Origin of the sequence: Streptomyces sp. NRRL F-6676 (assembly GCF_000725625.1) — a bacterium.
Lineage (GTDB): Bacteria > Actinomycetota > Actinomycetes > Streptomycetales > Streptomycetaceae > Streptomyces.
Genome location: NZ_JOHS01000010.1, coordinates 101,113 through 118,526 on the forward strand (window position 1 = coordinate 101,113; position 17,414 = coordinate 118,526).

Consider the following 17,414-nt stretch of genomic DNA (forward strand, 5'->3'; position numbering starts at 1 on the left):
CGCGGGCGGTGCGGGTCCCCGTACCGCAGTGGTACGGGGACGGGGTGACGTGCCGGTCCCGGGCGGGTTTCCGCACCGGGCCGGCGCCCCCTCCCGCACCGGGCGCCGGCTCGTCGTCCCGTACCGGCGCGGGCTCGTCGTACCGGACCGGCACGGGGGAACGGTGCCGGTACGACGGGAAGACCCGGCAACGTTGTCCGCCGATTCGCCGCCGTGGGCGGCGAGCCGGTCGAGGTGCCGCCCCAGTGGCGGCCTCCTCGTGGCGGACCGGTTGTGGTTCGCCCACGGGTGGCCGGCCGGGGCCGGCCCCGGCACCGGTGTCCGCCCCGGATTCGTCACCCTTCGACCTCGCCCCCGACCCCGACTCCGTCCACCCACCGACCCCGCACCCCGATCGTCCGTCGACCCGTTACCCCGAGCCCTGGCCGGCGCGGGGCGGATCCGGTTCCGTCCGCCGGATCCGGTCCCGTCGGCGGAAGTCAGGGGCAGGCCGCTGCGCGGGCGGCCCGATACCGTACCGAACAGCGCAGGGAGCGGCGGGACGGTCGTCCGTGCACGCGCCTCCCGCCCCCTACCCGGCCGCAACCTCCCAGGGAAGGACTCCCTCCGTGGCAACGACAACCCCCACAAAGGCCTACAGCCCGCCGCCCGGCGGCTCCGGTGCGTCGAAGCAACGCAGCGCGTGGCGCTCCCGCCTGTGGCGCTTCGACGACAAGGCGTCCCCGTACGCCTACATCGCGCCCTTCTTCCTGATCTTCGGCGCCTTCGGCCTCTACCCCCTCATCTACACCGGCTGGATAGCCCTGCACCGTGTGGAGATGACGGGCCTCAACCAGTCCGAGTGGGTCGGCTTCGACAACTTCTCCAAGATCCTCCAGGACTCGGAGTTCTGGACGGCCGTCTCCAACACGTTCGTCATCGGCGTCATCTCGACCGTCCCGCAGCTGCTCGTCGCGCTGGGCCTCGCCCACCTGCTCAACTACAAGCTGCGCGCCAGCACCTTCTGGCGGACGCTCATCCTCACCCCGTACGCCACCTCCGTGGCGACCGCCGCCCTCGTCTTCGCCCTGGTCTTCCGGGCCGACGGCGGCATGCTCAACTGGGTGCTGCACTTCTTCGGTGCCCCGAGCGACACCAACTGGGGAGACGGGCACTGGACGTCCAAGATCGCCATCTCGGTCATCATCATCTGGCGCTGGACCGGCTACAACGCCCTCATCTACCTGGCGGCCATGCAGGCGGTACCGACCGACCTCTACGAGGCCGCCTCGATCGACGGCGCCTCGCGCTGGCAGCAGTTCCGCAAGGTGACCATCCCCTCGCTGCGGCCGACGATCCTGTTCACCATCGTCATCTCGACGATCGGCTCCATGCAGTTGTTCGGTGAGCCGCTGCTGTTGCAGGGCGGCACCCTCGGCTCCGTCGGCGGCAGTGACCACCAGTACGAGACGCTGAGCATCTACCTCTACAACTACGGCTGGAAGCTCGGGCACCTGGGCCCGGCGGCGGCCGTGGCCTGGGCCATGCTCGTCCTGCTGCTGCTCATCGCCCTGATCAACTGGATCATCAGCCGGTTCGTGCGCAAGAGCGCGGTCTGACGGGAGTGACATCGATGACCACGACAAGTCCCACCAGGGCCGCCGCGCCGGGGCCCGCCCCGGCCGCGCCGCACGCCACCTCAGGCAAGGGCCGCAACCGGTTCAAGATCGGGGCCGGCCAGCAGCTCAAGGGCGGCCCGCTCACCTACGTCTTCCTGATCATCGTCGGCCTGGGCTCCGTCTTCCCGCTGTACTGGACGCTGGTGGCCGCCTCGCACGACCAGCAGCGGGTCCTCGACACACCGCCGCCGTTCATTCCGGGCGGCAAGCTGTTCGACAATCTGCAAGCGGCCTGGGAGCAGGCCAACCTCGGCAAGGCCATCGTCAACACGGCGATCGTGGCCGGCTGCATCACCGCCGCCACGCTGTTCTTCTGCACCCTGGCCGGCTACGCCTTCGCCAAGATGCGCTTCCGCGGCCGGAACGTGCTGATGACCGCGGTCATCGCCACCCTGACCATCCCGCCGCAGCTCAGCGTCGTGCCGCTGTTCATGATGATGTCGGACATCGGCTGGAACGGGCAGCTGGAGTCGGTGATCTTCCCGACCCTGGTCGGCGCGTTCGGCGTGTTCTTCATGCGCCAGTACCTCGTCGAGGCGCTGCCGTACGAGCTCATCGAGGCGGCCAAGGTGGACGGGGCGAGCAACATCCGCATCGTCTGGAACATCGTTCTGCCCGTGGCCCGGCCCGCGATGATGGTGCTCGGCATGCTGACCTTCGTGCAGGCGTGGAACGACTTCTTCTGGCCGTTCCTCGCGCTGAACCAGGAGAACCCCACCATCCAGGTGGCGCTCGGCCTGCTCAGCGCCTCGTACACGCCCGACCAGAGCATCGTCATGGCGGGCGCGCTGATCAGCACGCTGCCGCTGCTGCTGGTGTTCGTGGTCTTCGGCAAGCAGATCGTCGGAGGCATCATGTCGGGCGCGGTCAAGGGCTGACGCCCGGCGCGACCCACCGTCCGGCACACCCGTCCGGCCCGCCCACCGTCCGGCACCTGCCGGACGGCCGGCCCCGCACGGTACGTCCCGGCCGTACGGCCCGTCCCGCACACGGGCCGTACGGGGCGGGGGCAACGCCGCCTGCCCCCGCCCCCTCCGCCTTCCCCCCCCACCGCCGGACCACCGTCCGGCTCTCCTCACGCGACTTTGGGAGCGTTCTCACGATGACCGCCGTACGACCCGAGACCACTGCCCGGCCGGCCGCCGCCACCTCTCTCTCCTTCCCGACCGGTTTCGTCTGGGGTGCCGCCACCGCCGCCTACCAGGTGGAGGGCGCCGCCGCCGAGGACGGTCGCACCCCTTCCATCTGGGACACCTTCAGCCACACCCCCGGCAAGGTGCGCAACGGCGACACCGGTGACATCGCCGCCGACCACTACCACCGGTACCGCGACGACGTGGCGCTGATGAAGGACCTCGGCCTGAAGGCGTACCGCTTCTCCGTCTCCTGGTCCCGGGTCCAGCCCACCGGCCGCGGCCCGGCCGTCGAGCGCGGCCTGGACTTCTACCGCCGCCTCACCGACGAGCTCCTCGAGGCGGGCATCACCCCCGTCGCCACCCTCTACCACTGGGACCTGCCCCAGGAGCTGGAGGACGCGGGCGGCTGGCCGCAGCGCGACACCGCCTACCGCTTCGCCGACTACGCCGAGATCATGGCCCGCGCCCTCGGCGACCGCGTCGGCGTGTGGACCACCCTCAACGAGCCCTGGTGCTCGGCCTTCCTCGGCTACGGCTCCGGCGTGCACGCTCCCGGCCGCACCGACCCGGCCGCCACCCTGCGCGCCGCCCACCACCTCAACCTCGCCCACGGCAAGGCGGTCGGCGTACTGCGCGACAACCTGCCGGCGACCGCGCAGACCTCGATCACCCTCAACCTGCACCAGGTCCGCCCGCTCACCGACAGCCCCGAGGACGCCGACGCCGCCCGCCGCATCGACGCCGTCGGCAACCGCGTCTTCACCGGCCCGATCCTGGACGGCGCCTACCCCGAGGACCTGATCGCCGACACCTCGCACCTGGTGGACTGGAGCGAGCTGGTGCGGGACGGCGACCTCGCGGAGATCTCCCGCCCGATCGACGTCCTCGGCGTCAACTACTACTCGCCGACCGTGGTCTCGCACCCCGTCGACGGCGCCGGCACCACCAAGAACGACGGACACGGCGCCAGCGAGCACTCCCCGTGGACCGGCTCCGACCACATCGCCTTCCACCTCGCCAACGACAACGTCACCGCGATGAACTGGGCCATCGACGCCGACGGTCTGCACACCCTGCTGACCGGCCTGGCCAAGTCCCACCCGTCGCTGCCGCTGATGGTCACCGAGAACGGCGCCGCCTTCGACGACTACGTCTCGCCCGAGGGCAAGGTCAACGACCCGCAGCGGATCGCCTACCTCCACGCCCACCTGGACGCCGTCCGCCGGGCCGTCGCCGACGGGGCCGACGTACGGGGCTACTTCCTGTGGTCCCTGCTGGACAACTTCGAGTGGTCCTACGGCTACTCCAAGCGGTTCGGCGCCGTCTACGTCGACTACTCGACCCAGCGCCGCATCCCCAAGGACAGCGCCCACTGGTACGCGGGCGTGATCCGCGACAACGCGCTGCCCGGCGCCGAGGGCTGACACCCGCCACCCGAGGGAGGGGGCGCGGCCGGACACCGGCCGCGCCCCCTCCCGGCTTTTTCCGCCGTCCGGAGGGGGACGTATCCGGTCCGACAAGGGACGATGAGCCGTGACGGGTGACGACGGGCCCGTACGAGGCGCCGCCCCAGGCTGTTACATTCCTGGCCTGATGGCGACAGAACAGGAGGCGTCGACTATGGCGGTCAACGGTGGGCGGAGCCGGGGCGGTCGACGGCCCACCCTGGAGGAGGTCGCCGCCCGGGCCGGCGTCGGCCGCGGCACGGTCTCCCGGGTGATCAACGGCTCGCCCCGGGTCAGCGCCGCCACCCGCGCGGCCGTGGAAGCGGCCGTCGCCGAGCTGGGCTTCGTACCCAACACCGCCGCGCGCGCCCTGGCCGCCAACCGCACCGACGCCATCGCGCTGGTCGTCCCCGAGCCCGAGACCCGGTTCTTCGCCGAACCGTACTTCTCCGACATGCTGCGCGGCGTGGGCGCCGAACTGGCCGACACAGAGATGCAGTTGCTGCTCATCTTCGCGGGCGGCGACCGCGAGCGCCGCCGGCTCGCCCAGTACCTGGCCGCCCACCGGGTGGACGGGGTGCTGCTGGTCTCCGTGCACGCCGACGACCCGCTGCCCGATCTGGTCTCGCAGCTGGAGATCCCGGCCGTGATCAGCGGCCCGCGCTCGGTGGCGGAGACGCTGGCCTCGGTCGACTCGGACAACTACGCCGGCGCCCGCTCGGCCGTCGAACACCTCCTGGCGGGCGAGCGTCGTACGATCGCCCACATCACCGGCCTGCTCGCCGTGTACGGCGCCCAGCGGCGCCTGGACGGCTACCGGGAGGCATTGGAGGACGCGGGCATCCCGGCCCACGAGCACCTCGTGGAACCGGGCGACTTCACCGAGGAGGGCGGCCGCCGCGCGATGACGCGGCTCCTCGAACGCAACCCCCGTCTCGACGCGGTCTTCGCCGGCTCCGACGTCATGGCCGCCGGCGCCCGCCAGGCACTGCGCGAGGCGGGCCGCCGCATACCCGAGGACGTCGCCCTGGTCGGCTACGACGACTCCGCGATCGCCCGCCACATGGACCCCCCGCTGACCAGCGTCCGCCAGCCGATCGAGGAGATGGGCCGCGCGATGATCGACCTCCTCCTCCACGAGATCGCCGAACACCGCCCCCCGCCCACGACCCCCGCCGAACGCCGCCACGAGGTCCTGCCGACGGAACTGGTGGTCCGGGCGTCGTCCTAGGCGGCCACCGGCGGTGCCCGGTGTCCCCCGAGCGAGCTACCGGCAAGTGTCCACCGAGCGGTGATGTGCCGCACCGGTGCTCTCGCGTTGACTCGTCCCGACAACACAGCGGTCGGACCGAGCGGTTCGGCCCTGCCGAGCAGTGGAGGGGCGACGTCATGGAGCGAGTGCGCGGTTCGGGAGGGTACCGTCTCGCCGGAGGCCTCCGGTCCGCCGCGGCCCTGGCCGTGTGCGTACTGACCGGAACCGGAGTGACCGAGGGTGCCACCGGGGGTCAGGACACCGCGCAGGCGGCGGAGGCCATGGTGGCCGGGAAGGCCGCGCACGGGACCGCGATCACCTGGGGCGCATGTCCACAGCCGGACGAGGGGGCGAACCGGGACCCCCGGCTGACCTGCGGAACGCTGAAGGTCCCGCTGAACTACCGGAAGCCGGGCGGCAAGAAGATCGACGTGGCGGTCTCCCGGCTGTCCACCGCCGAACCCGGCAAGCGGCGCGGCGTCCTGCTGCTGAACCCCGGAGGCCCGGCCCTGGGCGGCCTCGGCATGCCCGCGACGATGGCACCGACACTGCCGAAGTCCGTGCGGGACCGCTACGACCTGATCGGCTTCGACCCGCGCGGCGTCGAGCACAGCACCCCGCAGAGCTGCGGTCTGAAGGACCCCACGGTGACCGGGCTCTTCCCCTTCCCCGCGGCGGACGGCTCGATCACCAGGAACGTGGCCCTCGCCAAGGCCGACGCCAAGCAGTGCGCCACGGCGGCGGGCGACGACCTGAAGTACTACACCACCGCCAACACCGCCCGGGACATGGACCGCATCCGCCAGGCACTCGGCGAGCGGAGGATTTCCTACTGGGGCCAGTCCTACGGCACCTACCTCGGCGCCGTCTACAGGTCGCTGTTCCCGCAGCGCACCGACCGGATGATCCTGGAGGGCAACGTCAACCCGGCGAAGGTCTGGGCCGACGAGGTGGCGGACACCTGGGGCAAGGGCATGGCCGACCGGTTCCCCGACGCGGCACGCGTCGCCGCGGCGCAGGACGCCACCCTCGGTCTGGGCGGCACCGTCGAGGAGGTGACCCGGAGCTACCTCGCGCTCGCCGACCGGCTCGACCGCGCGCCCGCACCCGTCCCCGGCACCTCACTGTCGCTGGACGGGGCGACCCTGCGGAACGTCACCTACGGCCTGCTTCTGCACAACGACACCCTGCCGGTGCTCACCCAGGTCTGGAAGGCCGCCGACGATCTGGCCAAGGGGAGCGTCACGGACACCGACCGCGCGGTGCTCGACCAGGTGTTCGCCGGCAGCCCGTCGGCCCCGGGCGTCCCCGCGGACAACCAGGCCACCATGTTCCTGGCCCTCGTCTGCGGCGACGTCGAATGGCCGCACGACGTCGACGGCTACGCCGCCCGCACCGCCGCCGACCGGAAGAAGTGGCCGCTCACCGCGGGCATGCCGGCCAACATCTGGGCCTGCGCCTTCTGGGGGAAGCCGGCGGAGGCGCCCGTCACCGTGACCGGCACCGGCGCGCGCAACACCCTGATCCTCCAGAACCGCCGCGACAACGCCACCCCGTGGGAAGGGGCCCTCGGACTGCACAAGGCCCTCGGCCGCAAGTCCGTCCTGGTCGGCGTCGACAACGGCGGTCACTACGTCTACAACGAAGGCTCCGCCTGCGCGGACAGGGCCACCGTCGACTTCCTGACCACGGGCCGCCTGCCGGGCAAGGACGTCTACTGCACCGACGTCAAGCAGAAGTGACCCTGGCGCCCGGTGACGTATCGCCCCCGCAGGGGAAAAGAAAAAGATCAAGGGGTTGTCCCGCGGACGCGGGGCAACCCCTTGATCGAAAAGGGTGAGTGACGGGACTCGAACCCGCGACATCCTGGACCACAACCAGGTGCTCTACCATCTGAGCTACACCCACCATGACCGACGGTTTCCCTGGTGTTCCACCGACCGGCCGAGAAAAAGTGTACAGGGTCCCGGGGGATGCTCGCGCACGCCTTTTCGCGGGGGGTGCCCGGACCCGCCGCGGGGGCCGGAGAAGCAGGTCAGGGGCTGGGGAGGACGTGCTTCGCGGCGATCGTGCGGGCCGTGTCGGAGTCCGGCCCCGGCTGGGGGACGAAGACCGCCTCGCGGTAGTAGCGCAGCTCCGCGATCGACTCCTGGATGTCGGCCAGCGCCCGGTGGTTGCCCTTCTTCTTCGGGCTGTTGAAGTACGCCCGCGGGTACCAGCGCCGGGACAGCTCCTTCACGGAGCTGACGTCCACGATGCGGTAGTGCAGGTATCCCTCCAGCGCCGGCATGTCCCGGGCCAGGAAGTTCCGGTCGGTGCCCACGGAGTTGCCGCACAGGGGCGCCTTGCCGGGCTCCTTGACGTGCTCCCGCACATAGGCGAGCACCCGTTCCTCCGCGTCGGCCATCGTCGTACCGGACGCCAGTTCGGACAGCAGGCCCGAGGAGGTGTGCATCTCGCGCACCACCTCCGGCATCGTCTCCAGGGCCGCGTCCGGCGGCCGGATCACGATGTCCACCCCCTCGCCCAGTACGTTCAGCTCGGAGTCGGTGACCAGCGCGGCCACCTCGATGAGCGCGTCGGAGGACAGCGAGAGTCCGGTCATCTCGCAGTCGATCCACACCATGCGATCGTTCATGCGCCTTACCTTATGGCCCGCGGCGGCGCGGCGGACCCGCCGTACACCGGCCACTCGCGCGGGCGGGACGGGGCCGCCGTGCCGGACCGGGTCCGTACGGCGTGCCCCGCCCCGCCCTTCCGGCGCGTGCGGGTGCCCGCGCGGCGGCTACGGCGCCCCGCGCGAGCCCGGGACGCCCGCGCGGCCGCTGGCCGCGTAGTACATCTCCTGCGCGTGCCTGCCGTGCCCGTGCTCCGGCGCGGGCGCCGGGGCCGAGACGGAGGCCGCGGCGCCCAGCGCGCTCGCCGCCGCGGTGCGCCGCGACTGCATCGGCACCTGCGCCGGCGGCTCCTGCGGCGCCGGCTGCGGGCCGCCGGGGCCCGCGAGCGCCGCCGGGGCGCCCTCGGCGTCCGCCGGACGGTCGCCCTGCGGACGGCGGGCCCGGTAGGCCGCCCGGTAGGCGGCGGGGGACGAGCCCAGCTGCCGCCGGAAGTGCCCGCGCAGCGCCACCGGCGAGCGGAACCCGCAGCGGCCCGCGACCTCGTCGACCGAGTAGTCGGAGGTCTCCAGCAGCCGCTGCGCTTGCAGCACCCGCTGGGTGATCAGCCATTGCAGGGGCGCGCTGCCCGTGAGCGAACGGAACCGGCGGTCGAACGTGCGCCGGCTCATGTACGCGCGGGCGGCCAGCGTCTCCACGTCGAACTGCTCGTGGAGGTGCTCCAGGGCCCAGGCGACGACCTCGGCGAGCGGGTCGGCGCCGATCTCCTCCGGTAAAGAACGGTCCAGATAGCGCTCCTGGCCGCCGCTGCGGCGCGGGGGCACCACCAGGCGGCGGGCCAGCGCGCCGGCCGCCTCGTTGCCGTGGTCCGACCGCACGATGTGCAGGCAGAGGTCGATGCCCGCGGCCGTCCCGGCGCTGGTCAGCACGTCGCCGTCGTCCACGAAGAGTTCACGGGGATCGACGTGCACCGACGGGTAGCGCTTGGCCAGCGTCGGCGCGTACATCCAGTGGGTGGTGGCCGGGCGGCCGTCCAGCAGTCCGGCGGCGGCCAGCACGAAGGCGCCGGTGCACAGCCCGACGATCCGCGCGCCCTCCTCGTGCGCCCGGCGCAGTGCGTCGAGCGCCTCCTCCGGCGGCGGTGATGTGATCGAACGCCAGGCCGGTACGACGACCGTGCCGGCGCGGGATATCGCCTCCAGCCCATGCGGTGCGGTCAGTTCGAGGCCCCCCGTGGTCCGCAGCGGGCCCTCCTCGCCGCCGCACACCAGCAGGCGGTAGCGCGGCACTCCGGCGTCCTGGCGGTCGATCCCGAACACCGACAGCGGTATGGAACTCTCGAAGATGGGGCCACCGCTGAACAGCAGCACCGCGACGATCTCCTTGCGGCGGCGCCCGGAGAGTTTCCGGGCCGCGGCTTCCGGCGCGGCAGTGGAGTCGTGGCTCATACTGCTAAGCCCCCCTCGGTGGTCGCGGCGCCCTCCATGCTTCGGGTCTGTCGCTCCAACACGTTTCCCCTCGGTCCAGCACGAGTCCCCCGCCGTAAGACAGTCATGATCGAATCTACTGTGTCGCGTGGCGCCGGCGTGGCCGGTTCACCATCCGGCAGATTGTCGACATGGCAACTTGGCGTAAAGCATTCGATCACGAAGCGTTGCACTCACGGGCCGTGCAGGGAAGTGCGCCTTGTCCCGGTGGCCGGTCCCCATAGGGTGCGTGCGTCCCGCCAGACCCTTTCGGTGCAGGTCGAACGGGCTGTGGAGGGGTCTTCGGGGGGTGCATGCACATGGCTGGGAAGTTGGCCGAAAACATGCGGGCGCGTGCGCGGAAACCGGTCAGTCGACCGGCGTATTCCGGCGAGGTCGGCGACCACCCCTGTGCGCTCCCTGGGACGCCCCGGCGTGAGCGGGCTGGCGGGTGCGTGCATGGGCGGCCTGGCGCCCCCCTGAGCTGCTGCGCGACTCCTGATGCCCCCGTGGCCCGGGGGATGCGTGGGCGGGGCGGGGCCGCTGTGACTCCAGGGCTTCAAGGGCCGCCCGGGCGGCGTGCCGTTCGGAGCGGCGCAGCAGGGTGCGGCAGACGGCGGTGACGGCCGCGAGGCCCAGGGCGGCGCCGGTGGCGCCGGCCAGCGAGGTGCCGTACCAGACGAGGACGACGGGCACGAGGACGCAGGCGAACGCGGCCCAGCGGACGAGATCGCCGACGGTGTCCTGTGCGGGGGTGTGGGGACGGGTGCGGCCGCGCGGGCGGCGGCCGTGGGACGGACGGGGTACGGGCAACAAGGGCTCCCTGGGGCGATGGCTCACGGGGTTCAACGCGGGGTGCCGCCGGCGGTCACTGCGATGATCGGGTTGCGTTCGCGGGGAGGGCGGCCGTGTGTTCGCGGGGCGGATGCCCGGAAAGCGCCGGATGTCCGGGAAGATGCTGTGAAGTCGCCGTGAAGCCGCCGTGGTGACACCTGTAGGGCACAGGAACCGTTGCGCCGGGGGCGGTGGCTCGTGCATGCTCCGGGGAACCCCGCGCGGCCAGCGCGGGATCCGGGCCCGCTCCCTGGGCCGGGAAGGCGTGCCGCCGTACCCTTTGGGGTATGGGCCGGGAAAGACGTTTCCCGGACACGAGTTCAGCCGCGCACCGCCGTCTTCCCGCACACCGCCGTCCCCGACGAGGATCACAACGCCGAGACACCCATGGCCGGTCACGAATTCTTCGAACCCGCGGACCGCAAACGGTCGGTCGCCGAGCCCGCCTCGGCCGACCCGCTGGCGTCGGACGAGAGCCGCGCGTCCTGCGATCCCGCGTTCCAGCACGGTGTGGTCGTCGGCTTCGACGGTTCCACCTCCAGCGAGCGCGCCCTCTCCTACGCGATCGGCATGGCCCAGCGCTTCCGCTCCGGCCTGATCATCGTGCACGTCGCCAACCGGCTGCCCACCACGGTGTGGGCCGGCTGCGAGCCACCGGTCTTCGTCGACGTCCCGGACCACCGCACCGAGGTGCTCGGGCTCGAACTGGCCTGCGCGGACTACCTCTGCGAAGTGCCCTGGATCCTGGTCGAGCGCGGTGGCGACATCTGCCACGAGCTCGAGGAGGTCGGGCAGGAGTACGAGGCCGACGCGATCGTCGTCGGCTCCACGCACGGGCTCGTGGGCCGCCTGTTCGGCTCGGTCGCCGGCCGCCTGGCCAAGCGCGCCCGCCGCCCGGTGGTCGTCATCCCCTGAGCGTTCCCCGGCGGGAACGTACCGGAGCCCCATCCTGACGCGCTGTGAAGTTACCCGCGCGTAGAGAGTGTTTGCGCGCATGTGAAGGGCATATACCGGGCACCGCACAACTTCACAAGCACGCATGAAGGGAGCCCGTCGTGGACAATGACGTCTCCGCGGGAAGCAGCACGACCACCGTCGCCGGCCGACTCGCCCTGGGCATCACCCTGTTGGCCTTCGGCCTCGGACACACCGGCGTGATCGACGGCGTGACGGCGGCCAACGCCGTGTCACTCGCCCACTACGTCGGGGGAGTCGCCCTCTTCCTCGTCGGCCTGCTGGCCTTCCGCGACCATGACACCGGCAGCGGCACCGCGTTCGCGGCGCTCGGCGCCCTGTGGTTCACCTGGGCCGTCTCGGCCGGCGACCAGGTGTCCGACAACGCGGCCGGACTGTTCCTGCTGCTCTTCGCCCTCGTGGCGCTGACCCTGACCCTCGGCGCGGCCGGCGACGGCGTACTCGACCAGGGCACCTACGGCCTGTTCTTCGTCTCCCTGGTCCTCCTCGCCATAGCCGTCCTCGCGGACAGCGACGCCCTCGGCAAGGTCGGCGGCTGGTTCGCCGTGGCGGCGGGCGCGGTCGCCTGGTACGCGGCGACGGCGGCCCTGGCCCACTGGCCGACGGCCGTGCGGCGCGGGGCGGCCGGCCGTCGTGTGACGGCGACGGGCTGACTGCCGCCCGGCCCCGGGGAGGGGCGGTCCCCGGGACCGTCAGGACGGTTCCCGCGCGGCGCCGTGCGCGCACGGGGGAACCGTCCTGAACGGGGTCAGGCCCCGGCGGGCAGCGGCTCGTGCAGGAAGAGGATCGTGCAGCCGGTCCTGCTGAAGGTCTGGTGCTCGATCGGGAAGGGGTAGTCGACGAAGTCGCCCGCGGCCCGGCGCGCGGTGTGCCGGCTTCCGTCGGGGAGGACCCACTCGTCGTCGGCCTCGCCGTCCAGGAACAGGAACCGGTGTGCCGTGCGGTGCGGATGCCTGGGCGCGAAGGAACCCGGCTCGAAATGGGCCAGCCCCACGACCCGCTCGTCGAAGCTCTCGTCGAGCACCACGTCGAGGAGGAGCCGGGACCACTGCCCCGGCCCCGTCCGCTGCCACCCCTGCGGACCGAAGACGTCCTCGGCGGGGGGTCCCAGCCGGCGGCCGGAGAGCACCAGGGCCAGGGCGCCCTCGGCGCTGGTCACGGCCGTTCCGCCGGTGGCCGGCAGGGCGGCGTACGCGCCCCTGCGCAGCGGCCGGCCCTGTCCGTCGCCGTCCGGGAACGACAGCGCGCCGTCCAGTACGAGTATCCGGTCGTCCACGGAGCCGGCCGGCCGCGAGGTGCCCCCCGCGGCCAGCCGCAGCAGCGAGAAGGCGTCACCCGCCCCGGAGGTCAGCAACTCCTTCGTCCAGGCCCGCTCCGGGCCGTCCCCCGTCCCGGGGGCCGCCACCCAGTTGCCGGGCCCGAAGACCGACGTGTGACTCGCCATCGTTCTGTTCCGTTCGCTCGCCTACTCCACCGTCACCGACTTCGCCAGGTTACGCGGCTTGTCGATGTCCCGGCCGAGCGCCAACGCCGTGTGGTAGGCGAGGAGTTGGAGCGGGATGCCCATGAGGATCGGGTCCAGCTCGTCCTCGTTCTTCGGGACGACGATCGTCTGGTCGGCCTTCACCTGCTCCTGGTGCGCCACCGCCAGGATCTGCCCGCTGCGCGCCTTGATCTCCTCCAGCGCCGCCCGGTTCTTCTCCAGCAGATCGTCGTCCGGAACGATGGCGACCGTCGGCAGCGCCGGCTCGATCAGCGCCAGCGGCCCGTGCTTCAGCTCGGAGGCCGGGTACGCCTCCGCGTGGATGTACGAGACCTCCTTCAGCTTCAACGAGGCCTCCCGGGCCACCGGGTACCCCCGCACCCGGCCGATGAAGAGCATCGAGCGGGCCTGCGCGTACTGCTCGGCCAGCCGCTTGATCTCCTCCTCCTGCTTCATCACCTCGTTGATCTGTCCCGGCAGCCGCCGCAGCCCCTCGATGATCCGCTTCCCGTCCCGCACCGACAGATCCCGCGTACGTCCCAGGTGCAGCGCGAGCAGCGCGAACGCGACGGTGGTGTTGGTGAAGCACTTGGTGGACACCACGCACACCTCGGGCCCGGCGTGCACATAGATGCCGCCGTCGGCCTCGCGCGCGATCGCCGAACCCACCACGTTGACCACGCCGAGCACCCGCGCGCCCTTGCGCTTCAACTCCTGCACGGCGGCCAGCACGTCGTAGGTCTCGCCGGACTGCGAGACGGCGACGTACAGCGTGTCCGGGTCCACGACCGCGTTGCGGTAGCGGAACTCGGAGGCCGGCTCGGCGTCGGCGGGGATGCGGGCCAGCTCCTCGATCATCTGCGCGCCGATCATGCCGGCGTGGTACGACGTGCCGCAGCCCAGGATCTTCACCCGCCGCACCGCACGCGCCTCGCGGGCGCCGAGGTTGAGGCCGCCCAGGTGCACGGTGGAGAACCGGTCGTCGATCCGGCCGCGCAGCACGCGGTCGACGGCCTCGGCCTGCTCGTGGATCTCCTTGTGCATGTAGGTGTCGTGGCCGCCCATGTCGTACGACTCGGCCTCCCACTCCACCGTGGTGGGCTCCGCCGTGGTGCGGGTGCCCTCGGTGGTGTAGGTGCGGAAGTCGTCGGCCTTGAGGGTGGCCATCTCGCCGTCGTCCAGCGTGACTATCTGCCGGGTGTGGGTGACGAGCGCGGCCACGTCGGAGGCGACAAACATCTCCTTCTCGCCGATGCCGAGCACGACGGGGGAGCCGTTGCGGGCCACCACGATGCGGTCGGGGAAGTCGGCGTGCATGACGGCGATGCCGTACGTGCCCTCGACGACGCGCAGCGCCTCGCGCACCTTGTCCTCGAGCTTCGTCGCCTCGGAGCGGGCGACGAGGTGGGTGAGGACCTCGGTGTCGGTCTCGGAGAGGAACTCGACGCCGTCCGCCTCCAGCTTCTTCCGCAGGTCGGCGGCGTTGTCGATGATGCCGTTGTGGACGACGGCGACCTTGCTGTCGGCCGACATGTGCGGGTGCGCGTTGGCGTCGGACGGGGCGCCGTGGGTGGCCCAGCGGGTGTGGGCGATGCCGACGGTGCCCTTGAAGCGCGCGGGGACCTTGGCCTCCAGATCGCGCACCCGGCCCTTGGCCTTGACCATCTTCAGACCGGTCGCCTTGGGGCTGGTGACGACGATGCCGGCCGAGTCGTAGCCGCGGTACTCCAGCCGCTGAAGACCCTCAAGGAGCAGGGGCGCCACATCGCGCCTACCGATGTATCCGACGATTCCGCACATATGTAACCTTTTGTCCCTTGGTTTTCGGTGCTCAGCCGTAGACGATGCGGCGCAGCTGGCGGAGCGTGAGATCCGGCGGCGAGACCGCGCGGTACTTCAGGTCCGCCTCTATCCGTTCGAAGATGGACGCGTTCACCAGGCCCTGGGCCTGGAGTTCGCGGTGCCGGCGGCGGACGTACGCCTCGGTGCTCTCGTCGAAGTAGGCGAGCACGTCCTGGACCACGCGCAGCGCCTCGCCCCGGCTGAGGGGCGTGGAGCGCGTCAGATGGTCAACAAGTTCGTCGTGCACCCGCTAGATCCTGGAGTAAGCCCAACGGATTCGCAAGATTCCTGCCCGATTTCGGGCAAGGTGCTATGGGTCGGCCCGGGGCATCCCGCCCCGGGCCGGTCAACGTGCGCGGTCGCTCGTACCGTTGGCGCGCTCAGCTCACCTTCTTGGCGCTCTCGATCGCCTTGGCGAGGTCCTCGAGGAGCGGTGCGCACTTGTCGTACGACAGGATCGGCTCGGGGTTGCGCGGGATGACCTGGCCCGCCTTGACCGCGGGCAGCTTCTTCCACGTGGCCTCGGTGATGTCGGCCGGCTGGATGGCGGAGGTGCGGTTGTCCATCATGATGATGTCGGCCGGGTGCTTGTCGACGTTCTCCCAGCTGAGGTTCTCGAACCAGCCGCCGCTCTCCTTCTTGGCGGCCTCGGACGGCTCGACGAAGCGGACGCCGAGGGCCTTGAAGTACTCCAGGTCGATGGAGAGGTCGGTGCCGGAGACGTAGAAGATGTCCTGGCTCGCGGAACCCACCAGGACCTTGATGTCGGGGTGGGCCTTGGCTGCGGCGCGCAGCCGGGTGGCGGCGTCCTCGAACCGCTTCTTGGCGGCGGCGATCTCCTTCGAGGAGGTGTCCGCGCCGAGCGTCTTGGCGAGCGCCAGCATCCGCTGGAGCGGCTCGGGCAGCTGGCGGTCGTAGACGGAGATGCCGACGCTCGGCGCGCCGACGGCCTCGATCTTCTTCTTGGACTCCTCGGGGACGTACCAGAGCGTGCCGGCGTCGTCGAACATCGTGGAGACGAGGAGGTCCGGGGCGAGGGCCGCGTACTTCTCGATGTTGAACTGACCCCACTCGTTGCCCAGGATCGTCACCTTGCTGACGTCCATGTCACCGGCCTGGACGTCCGCCTTGCCGTCCTTGGTCTTCGTGGGGCCGAAGACGCCCTTCACGCTCACGCCGTAGTCGTGCAGCGCGGCGGCCACGCCGACGAACGCGACGATGTTCGACGGGACCTTGCCGGCCTTCGCGGCCTGGCCGCGGTCGTCCTTGAAGGTCCAGGAACCCGACGTGCCCGCCCCGGACCCGTCGCCCGAGCCGCCGCCTTTCGCGTCCTCGTCGCCGCAGGCCGCGAGCACGGCACCGAGGCCGAGGGCGCCGCCGGCGGCGAGGACGCCGCGGCGGGTGGGACGGGAGACACGGGCGTTGAACATGCGGTGGCTGCCTTCGAACGGGGCGGGGGTGGCCCGCCGGACGAGTTCGAAAGTAGGTTAGCCTAACCTCACACTGCGTCCGGGGGTGGGGTCCTCCTCACCTGTGCGTCGGCGTCAGCTCGTCAGGCCCAGCTCCCTCGCGATCAGCATGCGCTGTACCTCGCTCGTGCCCTCGCCGATCTCCAGGATCTTGGCGTCCCGCCACATCCGCGCCACCGGGTACTCGTTCATGAAGCCGTAGCCGCCGTGGATCTGCGTGGCCTCGCGGGCGTTGTCGACCGCGATCGTGGACGAGTACAGCTTCGCCAGGGCCGCCTCCTTCTTGAAGGGGTCGCCGGAGACCAGGCGGGAGGCCGCGTCGCGCCAGGCGAGGCGGGAGGTGTGGGCCTTGGTCTCCATGTCGGCGATCTTGAACTGGATGGCCTGGTACGCGCCGATGTGCCGGCCGAACGCCTTGCGCTCCTTCGCGTACTTCACCGACTCGTCCACACAGCCCTGCGCGAGACCGGTGGCCAGCGCGGCGATCGCGATGCGGCCCTCGTCCAGGATGCGCAGGAACTGTGCGTAGCCCCGGCCCACCTCCCCCAGCAGATTGGCCGCCGGGACCCGGACGTCGGCGAAGGACAGCTCCCGGGTGTCCGACGCGTTCCAGCCGACCTTCGAGTACGGGGCCGCGACCGTGAAGCCCGGGGTGCCGGACGGGACGATGATCGAGGAGATGACCGGCCGGCCGTCCGGCTTGCGGTCCGTCACCGCCGTCACCGTGACCAGGCCCGTGATGTCCGTGCCGGAGTTGGTGATGAAGCACTTGGTGCCGTTGATCACCCACTCGTCCGTCTTCTCGTCCAGACGGGCCGTGGTGCGCGTCGCGCCCGCGTCGGAGCCGCCCTCGGGCTCGGTGAGGCCGAAGGCGCCCAGGATCTCGCCCGCGCAGAGCCGGGGGAGCCACTCGCGCTTCTGCTCCTCCGTACCGAACAGATGCAGGGGCATGGCGCCGAGCGAGACCCCGGCCTCCAGGGTGATGGCGACGGAGGAGTCGACCCGGGCCAGCTCCTCCAGGGCGATGCCGAGCGCGAAGTAGTCGCCGCCCATGCCGCCGTACTCCTCCGGGAACGGCAGCCCGAACAGGCCCATCCGGCCCATCTCGCGGACGATCTCGTACGGGAACTCGTGCCGCTCGTAGAAGTCGCCGATCTTGGGGGCGACGACGTCGTGGGCGAACTCCTCGACCGTGCGGCGGAGTTCCTCCAGCTCGGGGGAGAGCTTGTGGTCCATGGG

At 71.4% G+C, this 17,414-nt stretch carries 15 protein-coding genes and 1 tRNA gene; 7 read left to right on the forward strand and 9 right to left on the reverse strand.

The features are described from left to right. The first annotated feature begins 608 nt into the window (after nt 1-608). From IO29_RS09415 to IO29_RS09435, 5 genes are all read left to right on the forward strand, one after another. Nucleotides 609-1,598 carry a carbohydrate ABC transporter permease gene (locus IO29_RS09415; protein WP_030379837.1) on the forward strand — a complete coding sequence of 330 codons (990 nt, stop codon included), beginning with the start codon at nt 609-611 and terminating at the stop codon, nt 1,596-1,598. 14 nt (nt 1,599-1,612) lie between these two features. After that, a complete protein-coding gene (locus tag IO29_RS09420) occupies nt 1,613-2,536 on the forward strand; it encodes a carbohydrate ABC transporter permease (protein ID WP_030379838.1) in 924 nt (307 codons plus the stop codon). A gap of 224 nt (nt 2,537-2,760) precedes the next feature. Further along, nucleotides 2,761-4,218: a GH1 family beta-glucosidase gene (locus tag IO29_RS09425; protein ID WP_030379839.1), complete on the forward strand. Its 1,458-nt coding sequence runs from the start codon at nt 2,761-2,763 to the stop codon at nt 4,216-4,218. A 196-nt stretch (nt 4,219-4,414) separates the two neighbouring features. Further along, on the forward strand, nt 4,415-5,470 hold the full coding sequence (locus IO29_RS09430; protein WP_030379840.1) for a LacI family DNA-binding transcriptional regulator: 1,056 nt from the start codon (nt 4,415-4,417) through the stop codon (nt 5,468-5,470). Between the two features lie 251 nt (nt 5,471-5,721). Next, a complete protein-coding gene (locus IO29_RS09435; RefSeq protein ID WP_234307514.1) occupies nt 5,722-7,233 on the forward strand; it encodes an alpha/beta hydrolase in 1,512 nt (503 codons plus the stop codon). A 93-nt stretch (nt 7,234-7,326) separates the two neighbouring features. Here IO29_RS09435 and IO29_RS09440 read toward each other — a convergent pair. From IO29_RS09440 to IO29_RS36440, 4 genes are all read right to left on the reverse strand, one after another. Then, nucleotides 7,327-7,399, reverse strand: a tRNA-His gene (locus tag IO29_RS09440). Between the two features lie 127 nt (nt 7,400-7,526). Continuing rightward, nucleotides 7,527-8,129 (reverse strand): oligoribonuclease, encoded by a 603-nt coding sequence (gene orn, locus IO29_RS09445; RefSeq protein ID WP_030379842.1) that lies wholly within the window; start codon nt 8,127-8,129, stop codon nt 7,527-7,529. A gap of 147 nt (nt 8,130-8,276) precedes the next feature. Then, nucleotides 8,277-9,554, reverse strand: a complete 1,278-nt coding sequence (locus IO29_RS09450; protein ID WP_030379843.1) for a helix-turn-helix domain-containing protein — start codon at nt 9,552-9,554, stop codon at nt 8,277-8,279. 387 nt (nt 9,555-9,941) lie between these two features. Then, nucleotides 9,942-10,385, reverse strand: a complete 444-nt coding sequence (locus IO29_RS36440; protein ID WP_078618279.1) for a hypothetical protein — start codon at nt 10,383-10,385, stop codon at nt 9,942-9,944. A gap of 408 nt (nt 10,386-10,793) precedes the next feature. Here IO29_RS36440 and IO29_RS09455 point away from each other — a divergent pair, with 408 nt between their 5' ends. Together IO29_RS09455 and IO29_RS09460 are read left to right on the forward strand one after the other, a co-directional pair. Continuing rightward, nucleotides 10,794-11,321, forward strand: coding sequence for a universal stress protein (locus IO29_RS09455; protein WP_030379844.1), 528 nt, complete (start codon nt 10,794-10,796; stop codon nt 11,319-11,321). 140 nt (nt 11,322-11,461) lie between these two features. Beyond that, nucleotides 11,462-12,034, forward strand: coding sequence for a GPR1/FUN34/YaaH family transporter (locus IO29_RS09460; protein WP_030379845.1), 573 nt, complete (start codon nt 11,462-11,464; stop codon nt 12,032-12,034). Between the two features lie 95 nt (nt 12,035-12,129). Here the strand turns inward: IO29_RS09460 and IO29_RS09465 are convergent, their stop codons facing one another. The 5 genes from IO29_RS09465 to IO29_RS09485 all read right to left on the reverse strand — a co-directional run bounded on the left by IO29_RS09465 (nt 12,130) and on the right by IO29_RS09485 (nt 17,411). Then, entirely contained in the window at nt 12,130-12,825 is a 696-nt protein-coding gene (locus IO29_RS09465; protein ID WP_030379846.1) for a cupin domain-containing protein, read from the reverse strand. A 21-nt stretch (nt 12,826-12,846) separates the two neighbouring features. Continuing rightward, nucleotides 12,847-14,664: a glutamine--fructose-6-phosphate transaminase (isomerizing) gene (gene glmS, locus IO29_RS09470; RefSeq protein ID WP_030379847.1), complete on the reverse strand. Its 1,818-nt coding sequence runs from the start codon at nt 14,662-14,664 to the stop codon at nt 12,847-12,849. Between the two features lie 31 nt (nt 14,665-14,695). Continuing rightward, nucleotides 14,696-14,953 carry a hypothetical protein gene (locus IO29_RS09475; protein ID WP_030379848.1) on the reverse strand — a complete coding sequence of 86 codons (258 nt, stop codon included), beginning with the start codon at nt 14,951-14,953 and terminating at the stop codon, nt 14,696-14,698. A 133-nt stretch (nt 14,954-15,086) separates the two neighbouring features. Further along, nucleotides 15,087-16,136, reverse strand: a complete 1,050-nt coding sequence (locus tag IO29_RS09480; RefSeq protein WP_030379849.1) for an ABC transporter substrate-binding protein — start codon at nt 16,134-16,136, stop codon at nt 15,087-15,089. A 114-nt stretch (nt 16,137-16,250) separates the two neighbouring features. Then, the gene (locus IO29_RS09485; protein ID WP_030379850.1) at nt 16,251-17,411 is read right to left on the reverse strand and encodes an acyl-CoA dehydrogenase family protein; all 1,161 of its coding nucleotides are present in this window, start codon (nt 17,409-17,411) and stop codon (nt 16,251-16,253) included. Nucleotides 17,412-17,414: the final 3 nt, after the last annotated feature.